The organism is Anaeromusa acidaminophila DSM 3853 (assembly GCF_000374545.1).
Taxonomy (GTDB): Bacteria; Bacillota; Negativicutes; order Anaeromusales; family Anaeromusaceae; genus Anaeromusa; species Anaeromusa acidaminophila.
Genome location: NZ_KB894582.1, coordinates 148,110 through 169,915 on the forward strand (window position 1 = coordinate 148,110; position 21,806 = coordinate 169,915).

The window sequence follows — 21,806 nt, forward strand, 5'->3', positions numbered from 1 at the left end:
GAGGGTTTGGCATGAGGTGCAAGGAACATAGCTTGATTTGGTTGTGCTCGTTGCTGTTGACAGCAGTTCTATGGGGCGGTTGGCTTCCGGAATGTGCGGCGGCCGAAGGGACTGTATCGATCCTTTGTTACCACGATGTGGGAAATCCTAATCAGCCTGGAGTGGGTGCGAACCCATGGACGGTGACTGAGAATACGCTGGAAAGTCATTTTAAATATCTAAAAGACAACGGATACACAGTGATCAAAGCGGAAGACTATATTGCCTTTGCCAAGGGGGAGCGGCCGGTCCCGCCCAAAGCAGTATTGTTGACTTTTGATGACGGATATAGCTCTTTTTACGAAAAAGTCTATCCACTGTTGAAACGCTATAACTATTCTGCAGTGCTTTCCGTGGTGATAAGCTGGCTCGACGCTAAAGCGCCAGATGAAGTAGGTAAGCTGGTTTCCTGGCAGCAGCTTAAGGAGATGCAGGACAGCGGCGTTGTGGAAGTGGCTTCCCATTCCTATGACTTGCATCGCTGGGGCATTGCCAATCCCCAGGGAGACGGAGCGATTGTCGCGGAAAACCGACTTTTTGACGGTAAGAATTATGAGAGTGAAGGCGCCTATCGGAGTCGTCTTCAGTATGATTTTGATCAAGCGCAGAAGGTGCTGACTCGTGAGTTGGGGCATCCGGCTCGGATCATGGTCTGGCCATATGGCGGTTATAGTGCGCAGGCGTTAGAGGTTGCCAAGGACGCAGGCTTCACGGTGACCTTGGGACTGGGCGGAGGAAAGAATCAGATGGGGGAAAATGCTTTGTTTCAAGGGAAGAGAGGCATTATCTATGGAAACCCCTCTGTATCGGAGTTCGCAAAATTTTTACAGAACAGCCTTCTGGATTGGCGGCAACGTCCTTTGCGTATGGCGCAGGTAGATCTCGACCAGATTTATGACAAAGATGTTCGGCAGATGGAAGAGAATCTGCGGCAGCTAATCGAACGGCTGACCGCATCGGATGCCAATTGCGTAGCGCTTCAGGCTTTTGCCGATCCTAAGGGAGATGGCGTTTTAGAGAAGGTGTACTTTGCCACCAAGCATGCTCCGGTAGAAGCGGATGTGTTTAATCATGTGGCAGGACGTCTTTCGGGGGCTGGTTTTCGCGTTTTCGCCTGGTTTCCGACTTTGGGCGGTCAATGGCTTTTGACAGGACATTCGGAAGAGGCAGTGAAGGCTAGCGAGGCGGAAAAAGCTGGCTGGTATCAGCGAGCTACCCCCTTTAGCTCTCGCGTGCGCGAGCATATCCGGGCGTTAGCGAATGATCTTGCGGCGCAGAATCGAATTGACGGCATTTTGTTGCAAGATGATCTGTATTTAAATGATTTTGAGGACTTTTCGCCAGCGGCGCAGGCTGCCTATCAACGTGAATTCGGTCGGGCGCTGACGCCGGATGTGCGCAAGGATGCAGCGCGTATGGCGGAATGGAGTTCTTGGAAGACACGGGAGCTGGAGGCGGTGGCGCACGAAGTTATTGCCGAAGTACGTAAGCATCGTCCAGAAGCTTTGTCGCTGCGCAATATTTATGCAGAGCCCGTGCTGAATCCCGCATCGGAAGAATGGTTCGGCCAAAATTATGCGCACTATTTGCAGCAGTATGACGTTACGGTGCTTATGGCCTATCCGTTTATGGAAAAACAGGGCAAGGATCCGGAAGGTTGGCTGCGTAAACTGACTGCAGCAGCCTTGCAGCAACCAAAGAGCGAGAGTAAAGTTCTCTTCAAATTGCAAACGTATGATTGGGCTGGTAAACGTTGGTTGAGTCGCCAAGAACAGCTGAAACAAGTAGCGGCGCTGCGCGCGGGCGGAGCGCGGCATATGGGGTATTACCCGGAAGGAGTATTTGATTCTCGGGCTACGCTCTTTAAAGGTGAAGGACGGGAGGTGTATGATCAGCCATGACTTTATTAGAAATGTTTGGCGCATATATCTTCTATTACCCGATTATTATGAGTCTCATCTGGATGATCGGGGGCATTTACTATCATTTTCGCTATGAACGCAACCAATCGGACTATCCGGCGCTGACTGCGCACCCGTTAATGTCTGTGCTGATTCCAGCGAGGAATGAGGCAGGGAATATCCGGGAAACGGTGGAGGCGGTTCTAAATAGCGCATACCCGAACTATGAAGTGATTGTCATTAATGATGCCAGCACGGATGAGACAGAAGCGATCGTACGGCAGTTGGTAGCGGAACACCAACAGGTACGGATGCTTAATCTGACTGTCAATCAGGGGAAAGCGACAGCTCTCAATTATGGTTTTTTGATGAGCAAAGGCGAGATTATTGTGACCGTAGACGCTGATTGCATGTTGGATACGCGGGCGCTTCACTGGATGGCCTGGCATTTTATCAACTTTCCCCGCGTTGGCGCTCTTACCGGCAATCCAAGGGTGCGCAACCGCACGACGCTGTTGGCGCAGATTCAGACGGCGGAATACGCCAGCGTAATCGGTCTGATCAAACGGACGCAGAGGGTGTTGGGCAAGGTGCTCACCGTGTCCGGAGTTATCGCCGCCTGGCGGCGTCAGGCTCTTTTGGATGTGGGGCTTTGGAGCAATGATATGATTACCGATGATATTGATATGACCTGGAAAATGGAAAAACGCTTTTGGGATGTGCGCTATGAAACCAAGGCGATTGGCTGGATGCTGGTGCCTGAGACCCTGTGGGGTCTTTGGCGGCAGCGCTGCCGCTGGGCCCAGGGAGGCGTAGAAGTTATTCGCCGACATCGCAACGTTTGGAGTGACTGGCGGCAGCGGCGTATTTGGCCGCTGTATATTGACTATGTTCTCAGTATTATTTGGGCCCATATTTTCCTGCTTTGTATGATCTTTTGGAGCTATGGGTGGCTTAGCGGCGATTGGTTTCTCATTGCTCAGCTAGGAAACCCCGTTGCTCTGTGGAATGGTTCGGTGATTGCGTTGGTATGTATGCTGCAATTTGCCGTGAGCTTGCTGGTGGATAACAAATATGATAAGCATCTTTGGCTTACGTATTTTTGGGTTATTTGGTATCCTGTCATCTATTGGGTTTTCAATGCCATGACGGTGTTGGTGGCCACGCCTCGGGGTCTCACCAAAAAATTTGGGAAAGCGGCGACCTGGGCTAGTCCGGATCGCGGTCTAAGGGCGGTGACGCATGATGCGCAGCAAAAATGAGCTTCCCATCATCTTTGTGCCTCAATTGGAACCGAAGGGGCAGCGGACGCTAGAAGGAATGCTGAAATTTATCCTGACCGTTATTTTCATCTTGATTTTAGCGGTTCTTACGCTTGCGCTGTGGATTGCTTCCGGATTTCATGTGCAGGAGCAGGTTTTGGCGGACGCCTATATCAAGAGGTCCTGGGGGATGTTGTTTACAGTGGGGTGGGTTGCCTTAGCGGCGTTTCTGATTATGCTGGTTTGGCAGCAATACAATCTGCGTGTTTTTGGCAAACGAACGAGGCGGCAGTTTCCACCGCCTGTAGGTCCTGCGGAAGTGGCAAGGATGCTGCAAATTTCGGAGGAAACCGTGATTCATGCGCAAGAGCTGCGTATTGGAGTGTTTCATGTAGAAGACGGCAAGCGAATATTGTGCGATGATGAATTTGTGTGCACGTCCTTAGAGAGTGTGACTACTATGGAAGAACCGAAAAAAAGCGGCGAATAGCCGCTTTTTTTATTTCTCCTAAAAGTAGTAAGATGAATTATTCTATTGATGAAAATGATAAAATAATGGTGTAAAAAACATAAAAGCGTAACAATGAAGCGTTGGTCCTGGGACTTAAAGCTTAAAAAAGCGTGTAAAATAATGGATTTGTTTGGCGCTATTTGGTATAATCGGTCTTGTCGTTGTGCCGTGTCCGCTGGATGTAGATTTACGTTAGGGACATTTTTTTTTTGCTGAAATGGTGCTTGTAACGAGAGGATGGGATCGTTTGAAGAAAAAGACAGGATTGGCGTTATGCTTGGCAATGATTTTTTTGTTAAGTTTTGCGACGTATGGAGAAGTGAAAGATCACTCACAGAGTTTGTCGCCTCGGCAGGAAATGATTAAGCTTGTTCAGGAACTGCGGCAGTATGCGCGGGCGCAGAAAAGCGATTTTGTGTGTATTGGCAATAATGGCTTAGAATTGATGATGGAAAAGGACGAATTGGTTTCTGAAAATGAGCTTTCGGGCATGCTGGCAGGTTTTGACGGTATGTTGCTGGAGTCCTTTTTTTATGGTTCGGATATGGAAAGCAACAAGAGAACGCCGCTGGAGCATCGTATGTACTTGATGGATGCGCTTAAACGTTTCCAAGGAGCGGGCAAGCCGGTTTTCAACATTGAATATGCGAATGACCCTGAGATTATGGGAAGCGCTTATCGCCAAAGTCAGCGTGCCGGGCTGATTCCTCTTGCTGCGGATCGGAGAGAATTGAACAATATTCCTCAATATCCCGCTACCGTTTGGGAAGAAAACGCATCGCCGATTACCAAGCTGGGGGAGGCGCGCAATTTCCTGGCATTATTTAATCCAGATCGATTTGAAACAAAAGAAGAATATTTACAGGCTTTAGAACGTTCGCGCTATGATGTATTGATTATAGATGCTGAATATCAGGGGGAATGGCTGGAGCCGGCAGATGTAGCCCGCCTTCAGCGCAAGCCAAACGGCGTTAGACGCTTAGTGCTTTCCTATTTTAGTATCGGAGAAGCGGAATCATACCGTGCCTATTGGAAGGAAGAATGGAATAAAAAGCCGCCAGCTTGGATTGTGGAGCTTAACCAAGATTGGGAGCACAATTATCGTGTAAAGTACTGGGCTCCAGAATGGAAGCAGATTTTATACGGAAGTCCGTCAGCGCAGTTGGATCGTATTTTGCAGGCAGGCTTTGACGGCGTCTTTTTGGATGTAGTAGATGTATATCAATATTTGTAATAGAAAACACGAGGAGGTGAGCATGTGAAGGTTTTAGTAGTAGGGAAGCAAGACGTAGTAATTGATTCGTTACTGGTTCGCTTGCGAAAAGAAGGCAACGAGGTATCTTGGAGTCCATTAGAAAGCAACCTAAGCTACGGGGGGGCTTGCAACCTGGAAGCGCTGCTGGCGCTGCATAAGCCGGAGTGTTTAATATATCGGCCCTTTGGGGACGGGAATTTACAGGGGCTGGAGGGGGAAAATGCGGTAAGTTTGCTGGGGCAATTGCTTTTGTACGCTGAGAGACAAGGCGTATCGCGTTTTTTCTTGCTTTCTTCTTCACGGATCTTTGGGGTTGCAGGAAAACGTCTTTGGGAGTCATCGCAAGTCGTATGCCCCGAAGGAGACCAAGCGGCTGTTCTTTCAGCGATGGAGCGCTTGCTTCTATGTTGGCCAAAGGAAAAAGGGCTAAACACCTGCGTTGTTAGAATCCCGCTGGTATATGGAGAGGCGCAGAGTATAGAGGAGAAAGCATTATTCTTGCGGCGGCTTCAAGCGGCAAGAAAGACAACGACTGTAGTGGGCGGCGATTATTTGCACGCAGGCGACGCGGCAGACGGGATAGAACGTCTTTTGCGAAGCGCCCAAGATCTGCATATTGTACATTTGGCTGCAGTAGAGCCTGTGTCGATAGAGCTGGTGATGAAATGTCTTAATGCAACCCCGTGGCCGGAAATAGAGAAGGAAGAGATAGTAGGCTGGCCTTCTTTGGCAGTGTCGGAAGAGGTCGAAGCATTGCAAACGTGGCGACCGCGTTATTCCCTGAAAAGTGATTTAAGCGAGTGGAGCATACCAGGAGCCGAGGCGTCGCGCAATAGGGGCGCGGGATCTTGGCGGAGCTGGCTGGCACAAAAAAAGCCGTACTTAGAAAACGCTACTTTGTTCGCTTTGCTGGCGGCATTCAGCTTTGCTAATTCGTTTGGCGGTTTGATTGATTTGCGCTTGGGTGTAGATTATAACTTTCTTTATATTGCCCTTATGGGGCTTTTGTACGGGAAAAAGCAAGCTTTGCCGGCGGGAGCCTTGGCTGCGGCCTTATTCATATTTCATTTGCAGTTGCGCGGGATGGACGTATTAACGGGTTTATACCAAATGGAGTATTTAGTGCATCTGACATTGTATTTGCTGGTAGCGATTGTGACAGGTTATGTTACTGATAACGCCAAGCGTCTTACGGAAGACCAAACTTTGACGATGCAAAATCTGCAACATCGCTATGAAGATTTACGCAATCTTTATGGAGAAAGCCTGCGCCTTAAGGATAGTTTAGCAGCGCGTATCGTTAATGCCAATGACAGCCTAAATCAGATTTATGACGTGGTTCGCAGTTTGGACAGTGTACGTCATGAAGAAGTGTACACAGAAGCAGTAGAGGTAGTGGGACGTATTTTACAGATACCGGCTGTTGCTCTATATACAGTAAATGCCGAAAGCACCTATTTGCGGTTGCGTGTGAGAAGCCATGCTTGCGCGCAGTCTATAAAAAACTCTCTTCGTATTACGGACATGCCTCATTGCAAGACCTTAATGGAGGAACGGCAAGTTTGCGTTAACCGGCAGCCTGCTGAAGGGGAACCGGTTTTTGCGGCGCCTATTTCGTACCATGGACGCGTGGTGGCGGTATTGCATTTATACGGGGCGACGTTTGAAAAAATGTCATATTATCATGCGGATTTACTGCGTGTAGTGGCGTTGATGGTTTCGGATGTTCTTGGACGCGCCTATGAATATGACCAACTGCAGCAAGATCAGCGCTATATTGAGGGAACCAGCATGCTTCAAGCGGAAGAGTTTGAAAAGGTGAAAGAGGAAATGCAGAATCGCCAGGAACGGTTTCTGCAGGACTATGCGCTGTTGGTGTTGTCTGGGGAGACGGAGCTGGAAAAACTTTGTAAGAAAGTATCGGCGTTGATACGTGCAGAGGACTATCTAGGGGTTGGACGAGACGGATCGGTGCAGTTGCTGCTGCCCAATACCTCCGCGGGCATGGCGGCGCAAGTTATGGACAGACTTCGAGATGCGGGCTTTGTGGTTGAAGAAAGGGTGGCGTAATATGACACTGGCAGCATGGTTGAGCGGACAAGCCTTATTGGCAGGAGGGTATTCGGTAGGAGCTAAGCTCATGCGCGGGGAACGAAGAGCTTGGGTACAGGGCTTGCTGATTTTGCTCTTGCCGGTATGGGGCTTGGTTTTAGTGGCGCTTTTGCATGGAAAAAAAAGCGGTAGCGACGAGCTGCCTGATTTATATGCAGGCTTTCGGAAACAGGTGCGCACTTTGCGGCGGCCAAGTCAAGAAGAATATCAGTTAATGCCTGTGGTCGATGTGCTGAAAGTGCAAAATTCCCGTGCGAAGCGGGGGTTAGTGGGGCATGCGGTACAAAAAGGATTGCTGCATAGCGCGCCGGTCTTGTCGGCGGCTGTTCGCGACTCCGATCAGGAGGTGGCCCATTACGCAGTGTCGGTATTGACTCATCGGCAAGCTCAAGTGGAACGCCAGCTTCGGCGAGCTAAAGACGGCATGAATATTGATGCGGATGCAGGTGCGGAGTGGGCGTTGCGGTATGTTGACTTAGCGGCTGAATACCGTCGAATTGCAGTGCTGGATGAAAATGCGCAACATATTTTCTTTCGCGAGTACCTGGGTGTGTTGGAACAGGTGTTGGCTCAAAAGAAAGAAGTTTGGTATTTCGAAGAAGCAATGGATGTTTTGGAAGCGATGGGAGATGTGCCAGGGGCCTTGGCAATAGGGACAGAGTTTCAAGAAACCTTTCCTAGCCGCGAAGAGCCGTATTTTCGTCTGTTGTCCTTGCAGCATCAACAAGGACGGTACCAGGAGTTGCAAGAGACTCTAGAACGGATGAAAAAGCAGATTCCGCTCTTTTCGAAAGAAGCAGTTCGAGTGATCCGGTTTTGGCAGGGAGATGCTTCCTATGCATCATAAGAGTATTTATTTTGTATTAGGATTAGTGTTGTTTTTAGGATTGCTTTTTCAATATAATCGGCAAGATGGTTTTTTGCACTTGTTGAAAAATACTAACGATCTAGTTTTAAGGCCGGTGCAGGATGCCCCGGCAGATGTTAAAAATCTGGCGGAAGAAACCTTGCTGCTTGTGTACGACCCGTTGGATGGCGATAGCTTGCGTATTCGGGCGAACGTGGAACGGACACTTCGTTACATGCATAAAGCCGTACGGCCGGTGTCGGTGCAGGGAGCAAGTTCTTTCGAAGGCTATAGCGGTGTAATTGTAACGGCTTCACGGTTAGATCGGATTGTCGGCAGCGCTGCTTTGCGGCAATATGTACAGCAAGGAGGCTCGTTATACGTCCTTGCAAGTCCGGCGCTGGAAGCGGTTTCGCCGGAATGGGCTGAACTGCTTGGTTGGCAGAGTGTTGATGAACAAGAATCTTCTTATGGTCTGAAGATGGAAAGCGATCTGCTTTTGGGAGCGAAGGGGTTGGAGCTGTCGGAGGATGATATGGTCAACTCCTCGCTGCACGGTGAACTTCGCTCTGGAGTCAAAGTTCACGCCAAGTCCCAAGATGAAGTACCGCTATTATGGGAACATCCTTACGGGCAGGGACGCGTAGCGGTATGTAACGGCAATCTTTTAAGCAGCAAGGAAAATCGCGGCGTTATTGCCGGCCTTCTCTCACTGGGCAAGGAGCCTTTCTTGTATCCAGTGGCGGGAATTCGTATGGTACATATTGATGATTTTCCTGCGCCAGTACCGAATGAAAAGCATGAAAAAATTTATCAGGAATACCGCTTGGAAATGCCTGACTTTTATCGTCAAATTTGGTGGCCGGATATGCTAAAAGCGGCAGAACGCTATGATATCAAATATACTGGACTAATTATCGAATCCTATAATAAGCAAATCTCTGGGCCATTTTCGCCGGAAAAAGGCGATGGGGCTACGCGGAATAACCTGGTTATCTACGGGCGCGAATTGTTGCGTCATGGCGGTGAATTGGGGATTCATGGCTACAACCACCAGCCGCTGGTGTTAAGCCACCAGCAAAAACATATGCGCGGTTTTTATGAGACCTGGCCTGGGCAAGAGCCTATGGCTGAAAGCCTGCGCGAGTTGAAACGCTATGTGGCGGAAGCGTATCCAGATTATCAGTTGCGCGTCTATGTGCCGCCGTCCAATATTTTGGGGCCTGAAGGAAGAGCGGCGGTGAAAGAAGTCTTTCCTGATTTGCATATTGTTGCAGCTATTTTTTCAGCCTCGGATGACCCTGAGGCTGCGGATAGCTATTTGCAAGAATTTGAACGAGGACCGGACGGTATTTTGAACATGCCTCGCATCAGTGCGGATTATGTAGTTCCGGATTATAACCGCTGGAGTCTCATTAACGCCATCAATTATTTGGGGATTTTTTCGCACTTTATTCATCCAGACAATATTTATTATGAAGAAAACGGCCAAAGAAGCTGGCGGGAGATGTATGAGGGCCTGGACGGCTTGTTGCGCATGGTGCATGATCAATATGGCTGGTTGCGCAGTTGTACGATGTCCCAGGGGGGAGAGCTGGTCGATGATTACCTGAATCTCAACTATCGCGTACAGCGCGAACCGGAGAGAATTCGACTGCATGCCTGGGGCTTTCGTCAAGATGCATTCTTTGTGCTGCGCAGTCGGCAAAACGTGAAATACGCAGAGGGAGCCCAGGTGCAAAAAATCGGTGACCAAGCATATCTGGTTAAGCTGCAGCGTCCTGAAGCGCTTATTTATCTTGCGGCGGAGGCAACACAATGAAGATTTGTATGGTTGTGGAAGGCAGCTATCCCTATGTAACTGGTGGTGTATCCTCCTGGTTGCAAATGTTGATTAGCTTGATGCCGGAACATGAGTTTATCGTTTATTCCGTTGCTGCGGAAGAAAAACAGCGTGGCTGTTTCAAATATGAAATTCCTGAAAATGTGATTGAGGTAAAAGAAGTCTTTTTGGACAGCATTTTGCATCAGTCTGTACAAGGCTTGGGAAAATGTGAATTGAGCCCGCAGGAAGCGGCAGCCTTTGAAGCATTGATTTGCGGTGAGAGAAATGTGCGGCTTCAAGAACTTCTTCCTCTTTTTCAGAGTGGGCGAGCTGGGAAAAAACGCAGCGGCATGGCGATGAATATTTTCATGAGTTTTTCTTTTTTTGACGTCGTGCAGCGCGCGTATCAACGCCAGTTTGGTCATCTCCCGTTTACGGATTTCTTTTGGACCGTTCGTTCCATGCTGCTGCCCTTGCTCTATCTGCTAGAGCAGGATCTGCCGGAAGCGGATGTGTATCATAGTGTGGCGGCCGGTTATGCAGGCGTGATTGCTATGGCGGGAGCGGCGCAGCACAAGAAACCTTTTTTGCTGACAGAGCATGGCATCTATGCAAGGGAACGCGAAGAGGAGATCATTCAAAGCTCTTGGGCGGGGGATGATTTTAAAGGACTTTGGATTAATTACTTTTACAGCTTGGCTAAACTATCATATCAAGAAGCCTCCAAGGTATTGACTCTATTCCGGCAAAATGCGGAAATGGAAGCCTATTTAGGCTGTGATCCGGCTAAGATTGAAGTTGTTCCTAATGGCGTAAATGCGTCTCGCTTTGCGGGGACTCCTGGCAAAAGAGGTGATGGGCGGACGGTAGGAGCGATTGTCAGGGTAGTGCCGATTAAAGATATTATGACCATGCTGCGAGCCTTTGCTCTTGTGCGGACAGAGTGCCCGGAAAGTCGCTTTTTTATCATCGGACCTATTGATGAGAACGAAGAGTATTTTGAAGAATGTCAAAATCTAGCGGACTCTCTCGGCTTGAGTGATGTGGTATTTACAGGAACTGTCGATGTGCGTGAATACTTGCCGAAGTTGGACTTGTTGATGCTTACCAGTATTAGTGAAGGCCAGCCGCTGGCCTTATTGGAAGGCATGGCGGCCGGCAAGCCCTTTGTTTGTACCGATGTCGGCGCGTGCCGCGAACTTCTTTTGGGCGAAGACGGCTTTGGTCCGGCAGGGTATGTTGTGCCAATGTTGGATGCGCCCGCGTTGGCGCAGGGCGTAGTGAAGCTTTTGAGAGACCCGAAGCTGCGTGAAGAAATGGGAGAAAATGGGCGGCGGCGTGTTGGGGAACAATATACGCGCCAGCGTTTTATTGATCGATACCGTCAGGTGTATGAGGAGGTGGCAAGCGATGGCAGGAATCGGCTTTGAGCTGAAAAAGCTGTTTAAAGACAAGAGCGCCTTCGGGTATGCGAAAGCCTATGCATATACGGCGGTAGTGACGGTAGGTCCGTTTTTGCTGGCTGTGCTGCTGCTGTTGGTGTTGCAGCTGCTGCTGAAGGAAGGCGAAGTTCCCTACGCGTTTCGCATGGTATACCAGTGCTCTATTGTGTATGCGTTGGTTTTTTCACAAATTCTTTCCAGTGGCTTTTCTATGATAATTACCCGTTTTGTAGCGGATCAGCTGTATGCGGGACAGGAGGAATATATTCTGCCCTCCCTGCACTGTATGGTGGTAGTGGCATTGGCTTGCGGAGCGCCAGTGGCTATTTTGTTCCTATGGTCGTCGCCGCTGGATTTTCTTTTGAAAGCGTTGACTTATGTGCTGTATTTGACAATGATCGTGATTTGGATTCAAGCGGTGTATTTATCAGCGCTCAAGGATTATCGCAAGATTCTGCTGGCCTACGCCATAGGAGTAGGAATAGCAATTTTGGCGGGAGTAGTTGTTGTTTGGCAGGGAGCATATTTAGTGGAAGGGATGCTAGGGGCCGCTTGTATGGGGGTTGGTGTCATCGCTATGATCCTGCAATGGCAGCTACAACGCTTTTTCCCTTGGCGGGCCCAGCAAGTCAGTTATCGTCAAATTATGGCGGCTTGGCTCGATTATAAGGAATTGTTTGGTGTGAACTTTTTTTATACACTAGGATTATTTTTGCCTAATTTCTTGTTTTGGTTTGGCCGGGATTCCCAACTGATTGCCTGGACGTATCGCGTGGCGCCGGAATACGATATGGCGACCTTTTTTGCTTTGCTGACAGTGCTGCCGGCAATGATTATGTTTGTAGTTGCTACAGAACTTTCTTTTTATGATAAATATATTGTGTATTTTCAACGTATCGTGGGCAAAGGCAATTTTCAGGAGATTAGTGAAGCCCGCAAAGACATGTTACAGGTTCTTTGGTCGGAATTGCGTCACCTGATGGAATTTCAACTTTGCTTTTCGCTCTTATTTTTAGCGTTGGGAAGTTATTGGCTTCCCAAGGTGGGCGGAAGCTATCGTGTGATTGAAATTTACACGATTTTAGTATTGGCGGCGTATTGCATTTCCATGATGCAAAGCGTTTTGATTTTACTTTTGTATTTTGAAGACCGCCGCGGCGCCCTATTGGTGACTTCGCTGTTTGCGGCAGGGTCCTTTATTTTCAATCTTTTATCGGTACTGGGTGACGCCAGCGGCAATACGGATGGCTTTGGCGTATTTGCCGCAGCATTTGCAGCTCTTGTATATGCTTTGCGGCGATTGCGTTACTATACAGACCGTATTGATTATTTTGTGTTTTGCACGCAACCGGTTTTACAAGGGCATGAACGAGGAGGCTGGCTTCGAAATTGGCTTTTGCGGCGCAGCGTAGCGGCGGCCCTTGCGGTTTTTGTCGCAGGTTACGCGTCTCCTCTTTGGGCGGGGGCGGCGCAGATCGAAGAAGAAAGTCAGCAACAGCATCAGACCTTAAAAAATGACGCCTTGCGCTTGGCGGAGATAAAACAGCTTCGTAAAGAGCTTGTGGAAGTGAAAGAAGAACTGAAAAGCGCCGAAGCAATGATGCGTGAAGCGCAGGACCAAATTGCGCAGGCGGAAAAACAAAAAGGCGATGTGTTGCAGCGGCAGGAAGCGCTGCGTCTACAAATGAAGGAAGCTGAACGGCAGTGGCCGGAGCTTAAAGAGCAGCTGAAACATGCTCAAGAACGTTTGCATCAACTGCGTCAGGAAGAAGCGGCCCTTCAAGAACAGGCTGAGAATGCAAGGCAGCGAGGCGAGCAAGCGCAAGCTTCCGTGGAAGCCATAGAGGCGCGGGCGCTTCAACAAGGAAGCCTTGATCAGTTAAAAGAAGAGGAGTTGGAACGGCTGGCGGCGGCAGCGGATGCTTTGAATGAACGGTTGGAAGGCGCTTATGCAGCGGCGGAGACATTACAGGCGGAAGCGGATGCCTTGGATCAGTCGTTAGAAGCCTTCCAGGCTCGAATCGAGGCGGCGGAGGCCAGAGAAAATCATTGGCAAGAACAAGTTCAGAAGATGCAGGATCATTGGCAAGAGGCGCGCGATGGTTTGCAAGATGCTCTAAAGGAAGAGCAAGAAACCAAAAACGATCTCGCAGAGGCGCACTCTTTCTTGAAAGAAGCGACAACTTCTAAAACAGAGCTTCAACAATATGAAAAAGAAGTTGTCAAGCAGCTGCAAGGACCTCCGCCGGTTCGGGAAGGTTCTTTGGAGCAGCGGTATTATAGCTGGTCTGGTAACGGGAGTAGCGGCTATCAATGGTTGAAGAGCGGTACGGTAGCGTACAACGATAAAGAGGTAGAAGCCAGCTTGCGCCTGCAGCATGTGAATGCACAAGCTACGGTTAACGGCGCTAAGGGCTATTTGGCCGGCTGGATGGATACGCAGTTGGCGGTGACGCGGACAAAAGAGGATAAGACGCATATATGGCGCTATGGGGTGGACGTGAATTTGCCTACTGGCATGACGCGGCTTTCCTCTGCCGCAAGGCAGGCTCAAGTAGACGATGACTTAGTGGAAACCGATGTGTTTGGCGAAGGCTGGAATTGGACGCCAAGAGTGGAATGGAGTTATAAAAAAGGAGAGCAGGATCTCTGGACTCTGGGGACAAGTTACGGCTTCCGAGGCAGTTATGTCCGGTATAGCTCTGGGACGGCAGACGATATGGCTAGCTATTCTCCGGGCAATGAATGGAGCCGCTATCTTCGGTGGAGACACCTGGGAGAAAAACATCGCATTGAATGGGAAGCGTCGAACTCGGTTTATAGTGATGCAACGTTAAATGGAGCAGCATGGTATCGTTCGGGAAATGCTTGGGACGTACGAGGTTCCTATGCGAAAACATTGACGCCAGACTCTGAATTACAGGTATATATACGTCAGCATTGGGATGCGGCGGAGCGTTCCTACCAGGGAGAAGACCTTGGGGGCGGGCAAAAGCGTCGTTATGCAGGGGTTGCCTTGGAAAGAGAAATTAAGCCAGGGCGTTTATTGCGTTTTTCGTTAGATGGCATGTGGGCAGATGGAAACTTGTTGGATCCAAAGACTGATTTGCTTAAAAGCAAGCGTCAGCGCTATTCGGTAGGCATCGGCTACGAGATTACGCTGGCGAAAGAGAGACGGCTCTATTGGGATCTACGCTGGTTCCGGTTGCATCAAGATGAGGCGGCAAGTTATCATGGCTATCAGCTTTCGTGCGGCTTTTTCCAATCTATGTAGCATCAGCGGATTTCAATAGAACATAAAACTATCGCCGGAGGGAAGGGATTTTCAAAAACAAAGCCGAAGTTCATAGGGTAAACCAGAGCGGAAGAGGAGGCAGACATGGAAGAGAAAAAAGGCGCTCGGAAAGTGTTCTTGCAAATCTTTATGGCGTTAGGGAGCCCGTTGTTCTTACTGGCCATTGTAGCATTGTTCTTTTTTGCTTTCGGCGCGGGGTACTTGGTGTCCTGGATTTTGAGACCCTTGGGTTTTTGGCCCTTTGCAGGGTATCTCGATTTTTTAGTCAAAGAAGTGGTGGGTTGTTTTGTTCTCAGCTTTTTGGCGATTGCCCTGGCTAAACGTTAAAGAAGCGACGAAAAATACCGGAACCGTAGGTTCTGGTATTTTTTTGTCGATTTTTGTATTGAATATGTTTTTGAGTATACATGAAGGCGTAGATTTCGAGCGGCAGGATTTTGACAGTGTAACGGGAATAAATACAAAGCTTTATACATAGCGAATATATAATTAGAGAGAAATAGGGCGGGGGAGGAAGTCATCGTGCAGGAAAAAGTGTTGCCTAGTGACGAATTGGGGGAGAAAATTCGTGAAGCCGAGGCCTGTTTTGACCGGCGTAGGAAAAACTTAGGTCTTGTTTTGGGGCCGGCGCTGGGAATTTTGGTTTGCTTCTTACCGTTAGGAGGCCTGCCGGCGGAAGCGCATCGACTACTGGCAATTATTGCTTTTATTGCGACTTGGTGGATTACTGAGCCGGTTCCCATACCTGTAAGCGCTCTTTTGGGGCCGGTATTGGCTATTTTGTTTGGCGTTATCTCTCCGGCTAAGGCCTTTGCGCCCTTTGCAAATCCTTTGATTTTCTTATTTATGGGGAGTTTTATGCTGGCCACAGCGATGATGAGCCACGGCCTGGATAAGCGTTTTGCCTATGCCATTTTGTCTATGAAATGGGTTGGCTCCAGCCCGACGCGCATTTTGCTCGCGCTGGGACTTGTAACTACGTTATGCTCCGGCTGGGTGAGCAACACGGCCACCGCAGCGATGATGATGCCCATTGCGATGGGGCTATTGCTTGCGATTAAAGACATGCATGCAGCGACAGGCAATGGCGATCTGGATTTGCACCAGTACAAATTCGCTACTGGTTTGATGCTGATGGCTGGCTACGCTTCCTCGGTAGGGGGAGTGTTGACGCCGGTAGGAACGCCGCCGAATTTAATTATGATCGGGCTTTTGGAGCAGTTGGGCGCGGTAAAGGTGTCTTTTTTCGAATGGATGATCTGGGGCAGCGTGGCGATGGTTGCTTATTTTGTGATTATGTTCATCGTGATTAAGAAGATGTTTCCTGCCGATGTTGACCGTATTGAGGGCGCCGAAGAGATGATACGTGAGCAGCGTTCCAAACTGGGGCCTTGGAGAGCGGGAGAAATCAATTCGGTTATTGCCTTTGCCGTAGCGGTGACATTGTGGGTGCTGCCGGGATTTATGGCGATGGCATTGGGAGCGGAGCATCCGCTGCTAAAAGCCTATAATTCCTATTTGTCCGAAGCCGTCGTAGCCATGCTGGCGGGGCTCTTGCTGTTTTTGCTGCCTACGGACTGGGGCAAACGAGAGTTTACCCTGACCTGGCCTGAGGCCGTCAAGGGTATCGACTGGGGAACGCTAGTGCTTTTTGGCGGAGGCTTATCGCTCGGAAGCATGATGTATACCACTGGGCTATCTAAATGGATTGGCGCGCTCATTGTCGAAGCTACAGGCGCTCATTCGCAGCTGGCGCTGGTGACGACCTTCGCGGTTTTTTCCTTGCTTATGTCGGAATTGACATCTCATACGGCGGCTACCAATATGGTAGGCCCTTTGGGGATTACCGTAGCCATGTCAGCAGGCCTTAGCCCGGTGCCGGTGGCGGTGGCCATTGCGCTGGCATCCTCTCTGGGCTTTATGCTGCCTGTTTCTACGCCTCCTAATGCCATTGTCTATGCTAGCGGTTTTATTCCCATCACAAAGATGATTAAAGCTGGTTTTATCTTGGATGTCATTGGTATTTTCTTCATTACCATTCCGATTGTGCTGTATTTAGTAGCGTGGGTGGGATACTAAGCGACAAAGCCTCTCTGACTTGACAGGGACGCTTTGCTTTTGTTTGGCGAAAAAATGAAACAAAAAAACGGCTATCATTTCGATAGCCGCGATTGCTTGCGTGGCGGAGTGGGTGGGATTTGAACCCACGCACGGGTTACCCCGTCTAACGATTTAGCAAACCGTCCTCTTCAGCCACTTGAGTACCACTCCGTGTGTTTTGGTTTACCGTAAGGTTGTCTGGCGGAGGGGGTGGGATTCGAACCCACGGTTCCTTGCGGAATCACCGGTTTTCAAGACCGGCTCCTTAAACCACTCGGACACCCCTCCGTGTCCGATACGAACCAAATTATATCAGCATTGACGGTGCATTGTCAATGAAAAAATGCAGAAACCTCTGTAGGACCATTAGAAAAACTTCGGAGATATGGCTTGAGATTATTAAGGAAGGATTAAATTTTGAAAAAACAGGAGAGAGCCTTGACGCAGGGCAAGAGGGAGAGTAATATCTATTCGATAGGTTTCTGCAAGGAAGCAATAAATTAAGATACATATATGAAAGCGGGTGAAAAGAATGGATGCCGACCGACCTAGTATGCTGAAAGAAAATGCAGTGCAAGATGAAATACCTCCTGGAGCAAGGCCCATTCTTTTCTCCTGCTTTAGAGAATTGTTGACTGTACGGATGCTCTGATAAATCGGAAGAACCTCCCTGTGTGTAGAGGCCGTGTTTGTGAGAGTTTGTGATGGCTGTAACCATCTCTTTTTTCGTGCGAAAAATAGAGTGCAGCAGTTCTTTAGCTCAGTCAGAATATCGCCGCTTGCTGTAAAAAGCGAGGTTGTCTGCGATTTCAAGAATGGTTCCTTCCTCTTGGAGTCCAAGGGGGAGCGAATTGTGTTAAAAGTATATAAAAGCGTATGCGAAACCTGCGCACAACTGCAGGAATTGACCGTAGATACGGCGGAAAAAGGAACGTGGTTTAACTTAATCAATCCTACACCGTCGGAGCTGGAGGTTGTCGCGGAAGCTACGCATGTACCGATGGATTTTCTTAAAGCAGCGTTGGACGAAGAAGAACGTTCCCGTACGGAAATCGAAGATAACTGCATTTTGGTTATTACGAATATTCCAGTGGTACGGGGCAAAGATATGTATGATACGCTGCCGCTGGGCATGATTGTGACTAAGGACTATGTTATCACCGTTTGCCTGGAGAACAATGACGTATTGTCAGAGTTTAACCCTCGCAATGCCAAGCTTTTTAGCACCTTTAAAAAGACGCGCTTTATTTTTCAACTGTTGTATCGGTCGGCAACTTTGTATTTGCGCTACTTGCAGCAGATTAGCCGTCGTACCAATGATATTGAGCGGCAGCTGCGCAAGTCTATGAAAAACAAAGAACTCTTTCAGCTTTTGGAGTTGCAAAAGGGTCTTACGTACTTTGCGGCTTCTCTGAAGTCCAATGGCGTGGTATTGGAAAAACTGCTGCGGTTGCGTTCTAGTACGCACCTGCAGACCTTTATCAAACTCTATGAAGAAGACGAAGATTTGCTGGAAGATGTTATTATTGAAAATAAGCAGGCCATTGAGATGGTAGAGATGTATAATAACATCTTGAACGGAATGATGGATACCTTTGCTTCTATTATCTCTAATAATCTCAATATCGTAATGAAGTTTTTGGCTTCTATGACGATTATCCTAGCCATACCTACTATGATTTCCAGCTTCTTCGGCATGAATGTCGCGGGGTTGCCCTTGGCGGAGCATGAACAAGGATTTTTGATCATTTCCGTTATTGCCGGCGTGATGACCGTTTTGGCGGCGGCTTTGCTTTGGAAACGAGGTATGTTTACCTTATAAGATGAAAATGTATGGATATACGTAAGCCCCGGCGCGGACTTTTCCGTACCGGGGCTGTTTTTTCGTTGTACCGGAATTTGTAAAACGAACCGCGAACCATGCGAAAGACGCAAAAGGGGTTTGTTGCGTTTCGTGCTTGTTTGTTCTTTCTAAACCCCGGCTTTAGGAATATGCCGCTTATCCAGCACTTCGCGGATGTCCGGATCGAACCCGAAGACCGGAATGCGGGTTAGGTGAAAGCTGGCGGAAATCTGCGAGCAGAGTCCTTGCTTTACCGTGAAGCCTTCGCTGTATCCGTAGGACTGAGCAATTTGAATGGTATTATCATCATAGCTTCCTTTGGGATACGAAATAGAATTGACCGATTTCCCTAGAATATCCTCCAAAGCAATTTTGGAGTAGCTCAGTTCCATGCGTCGCTCTTCTTCCGTCAATTCTACTAAGGCTTTGTGGGTGACTGTATGGGAGCCGAAGGACATGCCATGGGCGGACATTTCGCGGATTTGAGCCGGTTTAATGCGGTCGGCGTTGGGCAACATGCCAGTAATAATGAAGAACGAAGCTAGCATGTCGTTTTTTTGCAAAATCGGGAATGCATTTTCGTAGTTATCCAAATAGCCATCGTCAAAGGTGAGAAGTAGGGGCTTTTCCGGCAGCTCGATCTTTTGGTTAAATAAAAACTGCTCGAATTGCTCCAGAGAAATAGAAGTATATTGTAGTTCTTTCAGAGTACGTAAATCGCGGGCGAGCCGGTTTGGCGTGATGGTCAAATCATCATTCGTGTAGCCGACGCGATGGTAAAGCATAATAGGGATGATGCGATCCGCAACGCCAATGCTGCTGTGCGACTGAAAGAGCAGACTGCACCCTGCGGTGGCGGCTAACGTAGTAGCGCAAAGACGAAGAAATCGACGACGCGAAAGCATGGCAGATGGCCCTCCTGCATGGCAAACTAAGCAATAAAAACATCCCTTATATTGTAGCAGAATGGCGGAGCCTTTGTGCAATAAAATAGTAAAAAAGGCGTTAAAAAGACATTTCTTTACGAAGCGACGCAGAAAATACGAGCTGGAACCTTGACTTTTGATGGCTGAGAAGCTAAAATTATCTCCGTAGCGCCGATATAGCTCAGCTGGTAGAGCGGCTCATTCGTAATGAGTAGGTCGTAGGTTCGAATCCTATTATCGGCTCCAGTAATTTCGCGGGTTCCCAGGTTTGTGGGAGCCCGCTTTTTTGTTTAAAAATGGATTTTGCACCTTAAGAAGATTTTAATCATGCTTTAAAGGGGGATCGCATAGTCGAGTATAGAAAAAGAAGCTAACGTCGTGGTAGTCCGTTTTTTTACCATGACGATGGCTTCTTTTTTGCAATTTAAGATGGTTGTTTTTGAACGAGATTTGATTTCTGCGCATCATGATTGAAGGCGATTATATGCGTAGCCATCGGAGCGGGCGGCGTCGGACTTTCCCATGTAAACGATTCGGGCTTCTGGATTGTAAAGGAATACTACGGAATGTCCGTACAGGATACTTTTAAAACCTGGACGCTTTGTACGACCATTGCTTCGGTGGCAGCGCTGGTTTTTGCGATGCTCTTTAATGTATTCCTCTAAAAAGCATTTACCATCGCCGCTTGCCTTGCTTCGTACAGCTGTTTTAAACGCCAGCTGTTTGGAAGCCTCCGCTACCCAACCGGACGCAAGATATTGGCGTGCTTGGACTATACTTTTTCTCTAACAAGAAAAGCCGGACTCTGTCCGGCTTTTCTTGTTTTTATATTTTACTGCGAAACGGTTGCTGCAAAAGAGTAACAGAGAGTTAGAGTGAACATGAAAGATTTTCTACTATTCTAAAAAAGGATTGCTTGAAGGTAACTAGAATTTATTATATTAAGAATTAAGAAGATAAAAAGGTGCTGAGAGGTGGATAATAAACGTAATTCTAATACTTGGCTTTTTTAATATAGCGATATTATTTGCGTATAGGAGGGATTCTTATGATAAAAGAAATCAATGAATTAGCATTAGATATTGAGGTGCTTCGTAATTATTATGACGCAGTTAGGGTTGTTAACCCAACAAATCATAGAGTAATCCAGCTAACAAAAGTGGGAACGGAATTTTTCGAGAGAGAATTGCCTGATGAACGTTGTTTTGATATATGGAAAATAGATAAGCCTTGTGAAAATTGTATATCAATGCAATGCGCTCAATCTTTGAAAACCTTTGTAAAATTAGAGTTTGTTGATGAGGAAGTTTTTTTCATCGTTACTATTCCAGTGAAGAGCAGTAAAGGATCTGTTTTGATCATGGAATTGTTGCGAGACGTAACTGGACAAGATGTGTTAGGGGGGCTTCTTTCTTTTGGAGATTCTCGAGGAAATGGCATAGATATCCGGACTCGTATACTGGAGCTTAATGAAATGGCTGTGAGGGATGGGCTAACCGGATTATATAATCGACGGTATCTAAATGAAAAATTGCCGGTTGAAATACTGCGAGCCCAAAATAGTAGAAAAGAATTATCATTAATTATGTTTGATATTGATCATTTCAAAAAAGTGAATGATGTATACGGTCATTCTGCCGGGGATATCGTTATACAATGGGTTGCGGATGAATTAGTTCAGCAAATTGCACATAACGGGTGGGTTTCTCGTTACGGCGGCGAAGAATTTACGGTCTGCTTGCCAAACTTTAACTTAGAGCAAGCTAGTGAATTGGCGGAAGCCGTACGCCTTTCAGTGGAAAAAGCCAGCATTCCTATTAGTAATGGCGAAGAGTTAAACGTCACGATCAGTGCTGGTGTCAGCTCTAGTGTGGAATCTCCGCAGGAGGCGCTACTGAAAGTGGCGGATAAACGCTTATATGCTGCGAAAAGAAATGGGAGAAACCAAGTTGTTTCAGCCTGCAATTTGTATTCATAAGAATTCGTTAAAAAGGAGGAAACTATGCTTGATTCTGCGATTATTTCGATATTGAAGACCCAGGTATGTTTCTTGGGTACTGTGCATAAAAACGTGCCACGCGTCAGGCCGATGCGTCCATTTGTTAGCGAAGAAGGAACGGTCTGGCTTGTGAGCTATAAAGACACTGAAAAAACAAGAGAAATAGAAGCTAATAATGTAGTTGAGTTATGTGCGGTTGATGAAAATAGCAATGTTCTTCGGCTGCAGGGGAAGTTACTGGGGGAAGAGGCAGTTTCTTCAGAAGAGAGGGAACGGGTGCGGCGGAAAATTTTTGAAGAGCTTGCGAGTGTTGTGGAGTTTTTTTCGGGAGCTGAAGATCCTCATATGGCGATTTATAAATTTGAGATTTCCAATGTGATCTTTCGCAGCCTGGAGAATGTTGCTCGCGCGGAACTTCACTTCCGCAGGTAAGCGCAGAGACGTTTGTT

16 protein-coding genes and 3 tRNA genes are annotated in these 21,806 nt (G+C 47.9%); 16 read left to right on the plus strand and 3 right to left on the minus strand.

Annotated features, from left to right (window positions below; all coding sequences use genetic code 11):
* Positions 1 to 11: 11 nt before the first annotated feature.
* The 11 genes from pgaB to C508_RS0100850 all read left to right on the plus strand — a co-directional run bounded on the left by pgaB (position 12) and on the right by C508_RS0100850 (position 16,568).
* Positions 12 to 1,940 (plus strand): poly-beta-1,6-N-acetyl-D-glucosamine N-deacetylase PgaB, encoded by a 1,929-nt coding sequence (pgaB, locus tag C508_RS0100800; protein WP_018701625.1) that lies wholly within the window; start codon positions 12 to 14, stop codon positions 1,938 to 1,940.
* Entirely contained in the window at positions 1,937 to 3,202 is a 1,266-nt protein-coding gene (gene pgaC, locus C508_RS0100805; protein ID WP_018701626.1) for a poly-beta-1,6-N-acetyl-D-glucosamine synthase, read from the plus strand. The genes pgaB and pgaC overlap by 4 nt, the downstream gene beginning before the upstream one ends.
* Positions 3,183 to 3,692, plus strand: a complete 510-nt coding sequence (gene pgaD / locus C508_RS0100810) for a poly-beta-1,6-N-acetyl-D-glucosamine biosynthesis protein PgaD (RefSeq protein ID WP_018701627.1) — start codon at positions 3,183 to 3,185, stop codon at positions 3,690 to 3,692. The genes pgaC and pgaD overlap by 20 nt, the downstream gene beginning before the upstream one ends.
* A 268-nt stretch (positions 3,693 to 3,960) precedes the next feature.
* The gene (locus C508_RS17460; RefSeq protein ID WP_018701628.1) at positions 3,961 to 4,947 is read left to right on the plus strand and encodes an endo alpha-1,4 polygalactosaminidase; all 987 of its coding nucleotides are present in this window, start codon (positions 3,961 to 3,963) and stop codon (positions 4,945 to 4,947) included.
* Positions 4,948 to 4,971: 24 nt separating this feature from the next.
* On the plus strand, positions 4,972 to 7,038 hold the full coding sequence (locus C508_RS0100820; protein WP_018701629.1) for an NAD-dependent epimerase/dehydratase family protein: 2,067 nt from the start codon (positions 4,972 to 4,974) through the stop codon (positions 7,036 to 7,038).
* 1 nt (position 7,039) lies between these two features.
* A complete protein-coding gene (locus tag C508_RS0100825) occupies positions 7,040 to 7,927 on the plus strand; it encodes a hypothetical protein (protein ID WP_018701630.1) in 888 nt (295 codons plus the stop codon).
* On the plus strand, positions 7,917 to 9,749 hold the full coding sequence (locus tag C508_RS0100830; protein ID WP_018701631.1) for a DUF2194 domain-containing protein: 1,833 nt from the start codon (positions 7,917 to 7,919) through the stop codon (positions 9,747 to 9,749). Before C508_RS0100825 ends, C508_RS0100830 begins: the two co-directional genes overlap by 11 nt.
* Entirely contained in the window at positions 9,746 to 11,182 is a 1,437-nt protein-coding gene (gene pelF / locus C508_RS0100835) for a GT4 family glycosyltransferase PelF (protein WP_018701632.1), read from the plus strand. The genes C508_RS0100830 and pelF overlap by 4 nt, the downstream gene beginning before the upstream one ends.
* Complete coding sequence (gene pelG / locus C508_RS19240) at positions 11,163 to 14,468, plus strand: exopolysaccharide Pel transporter PelG (RefSeq protein ID WP_018701633.1); 3,306 nt, start codon at positions 11,163 to 11,165, stop codon at positions 14,466 to 14,468. Before pelF ends, pelG begins: the two co-directional genes overlap by 20 nt.
* A 105-nt stretch (positions 14,469 to 14,573) precedes the next feature.
* The gene (locus tag C508_RS0100845) at positions 14,574 to 14,816 is read left to right on the plus strand and encodes a hypothetical protein (protein ID WP_018701634.1); all 243 of its coding nucleotides are present in this window, start codon (positions 14,574 to 14,576) and stop codon (positions 14,814 to 14,816) included.
* A 195-nt stretch (positions 14,817 to 15,011) separates the two neighbouring features.
* On the plus strand, positions 15,012 to 16,568 hold the full coding sequence (locus C508_RS0100850; protein WP_018701635.1) for an SLC13 family permease: 1,557 nt from the start codon (positions 15,012 to 15,014) through the stop codon (positions 16,566 to 16,568).
* A 101-nt stretch (positions 16,569 to 16,669) separates the two neighbouring features.
* Here C508_RS0100850 and C508_RS0100855 read toward each other — a convergent pair.
* Positions 16,670 to 16,760 (minus strand) — tRNA-Ser (locus C508_RS0100855).
* Positions 16,761 to 16,788: 28 nt separating this feature from the next.
* Positions 16,789 to 16,877 (minus strand) — tRNA-Ser (locus C508_RS0100860).
* A gap of 565 nt (positions 16,878 to 17,442) precedes the next feature.
* Here C508_RS0100860 and C508_RS0100865 point away from each other — a divergent pair.
* On the plus strand, positions 17,443 to 18,411 hold the full coding sequence (locus tag C508_RS0100865) for a magnesium transporter CorA family protein (protein ID WP_018701636.1): 969 nt from the start codon (positions 17,443 to 17,445) through the stop codon (positions 18,409 to 18,411).
* 149 nt (positions 18,412 to 18,560) lie between these two features.
* Here C508_RS0100865 and C508_RS0100870 read toward each other — a convergent pair whose 3' ends face one another.
* Positions 18,561 to 19,337: a polysaccharide deacetylase family protein gene (locus C508_RS0100870; RefSeq protein WP_026319279.1), complete on the minus strand. Its 777-nt coding sequence runs from the start codon at positions 19,335 to 19,337 to the stop codon at positions 18,561 to 18,563.
* A 191-nt stretch (positions 19,338 to 19,528) separates the two neighbouring features.
* Between C508_RS0100870 and C508_RS0100875 the strand changes: the two genes are divergently transcribed.
* The 4 genes from C508_RS0100875 (at position 19,529) to C508_RS0100895 (ending at position 21,789) form a co-directional block, all read left to right on the plus strand.
* A tRNA-Thr gene (locus tag C508_RS0100875) sits at positions 19,529 to 19,604 on the plus strand.
* Between the two features lie 224 nt (positions 19,605 to 19,828).
* The gene (locus C508_RS0100885; protein ID WP_018701638.1) at positions 19,829 to 20,023 is read left to right on the plus strand and encodes a GntT/GntP/DsdX family permease; all 195 of its coding nucleotides are present in this window, start codon (positions 19,829 to 19,831) and stop codon (positions 20,021 to 20,023) included.
* 383 nt (positions 20,024 to 20,406) lie between these two features.
* Complete coding sequence (locus C508_RS0100890; RefSeq protein ID WP_018701639.1) at positions 20,407 to 21,336, plus strand: GGDEF domain-containing protein; 930 nt, start codon at positions 20,407 to 20,409, stop codon at positions 21,334 to 21,336.
* A gap of 24 nt (positions 21,337 to 21,360) precedes the next feature.
* Positions 21,361 to 21,789: a pyridoxamine 5'-phosphate oxidase family protein gene (locus C508_RS0100895; RefSeq protein WP_018701640.1), complete on the plus strand. Its 429-nt coding sequence runs from the start codon at positions 21,361 to 21,363 to the stop codon at positions 21,787 to 21,789.
* Positions 21,790 to 21,806: the final 17 nt, after the last annotated feature.

Excerpts from the sequence above, each read along its gene's own strand:
- pgaB (WP_018701625.1), top strand. The coding sequence starts at position 12 with ATGAGGTGCAAGGAACATAGCTTGATTTGGTTGTGCTCGTTGCTGTTG.
- pgaC (WP_018701626.1), top strand. The coding sequence starts at position 1,937 with ATGACTTTATTAGAAATGTTTGGCGCATATATCTTCTATTACCCGATT.
- pgaD (WP_018701627.1), top strand. The coding sequence starts at position 3,183 with ATGATGCGCAGCAAAAATGAGCTTCCCATCATCTTTGTGCCTCAATTG.
- C508_RS0100825 (WP_018701630.1), top strand. The coding sequence starts at position 7,040 with ATGACACTGGCAGCATGGTTGAGCGGACAAGCCTTATTGGCAGGAGGG.
- C508_RS0100830 (WP_018701631.1), top strand. The coding sequence starts at position 7,917 with ATGCATCATAAGAGTATTTATTTTGTATTAGGATTAGTGTTGTTTTTA.
- pelF (WP_018701632.1), top strand. The coding sequence starts at position 9,746 with ATGAAGATTTGTATGGTTGTGGAAGGCAGCTATCCCTATGTAACTGGT.
- pelG (WP_018701633.1), top strand. The coding sequence starts at position 11,163 with ATGGCAGGAATCGGCTTTGAGCTGAAAAAGCTGTTTAAAGACAAGAGC.
- C508_RS0100845 (WP_018701634.1), top strand. The coding sequence starts at position 14,574 with ATGGAAGAGAAAAAAGGCGCTCGGAAAGTGTTCTTGCAAATCTTTATG.
- C508_RS0100870 (WP_026319279.1), bottom strand. The coding sequence starts at position 19,337 with ATGCTTTCGCGTCGTCGATTTCTTCGTCTTTGCGCTACTACGTTAGCC.
- C508_RS0100890 (WP_018701639.1), top strand. The coding sequence starts at position 20,407 with ATGATAAAAGAAATCAATGAATTAGCATTAGATATTGAGGTGCTTCGT.
- C508_RS0100895 (WP_018701640.1), top strand. The coding sequence starts at position 21,361 with ATGCTTGATTCTGCGATTATTTCGATATTGAAGACCCAGGTATGTTTC.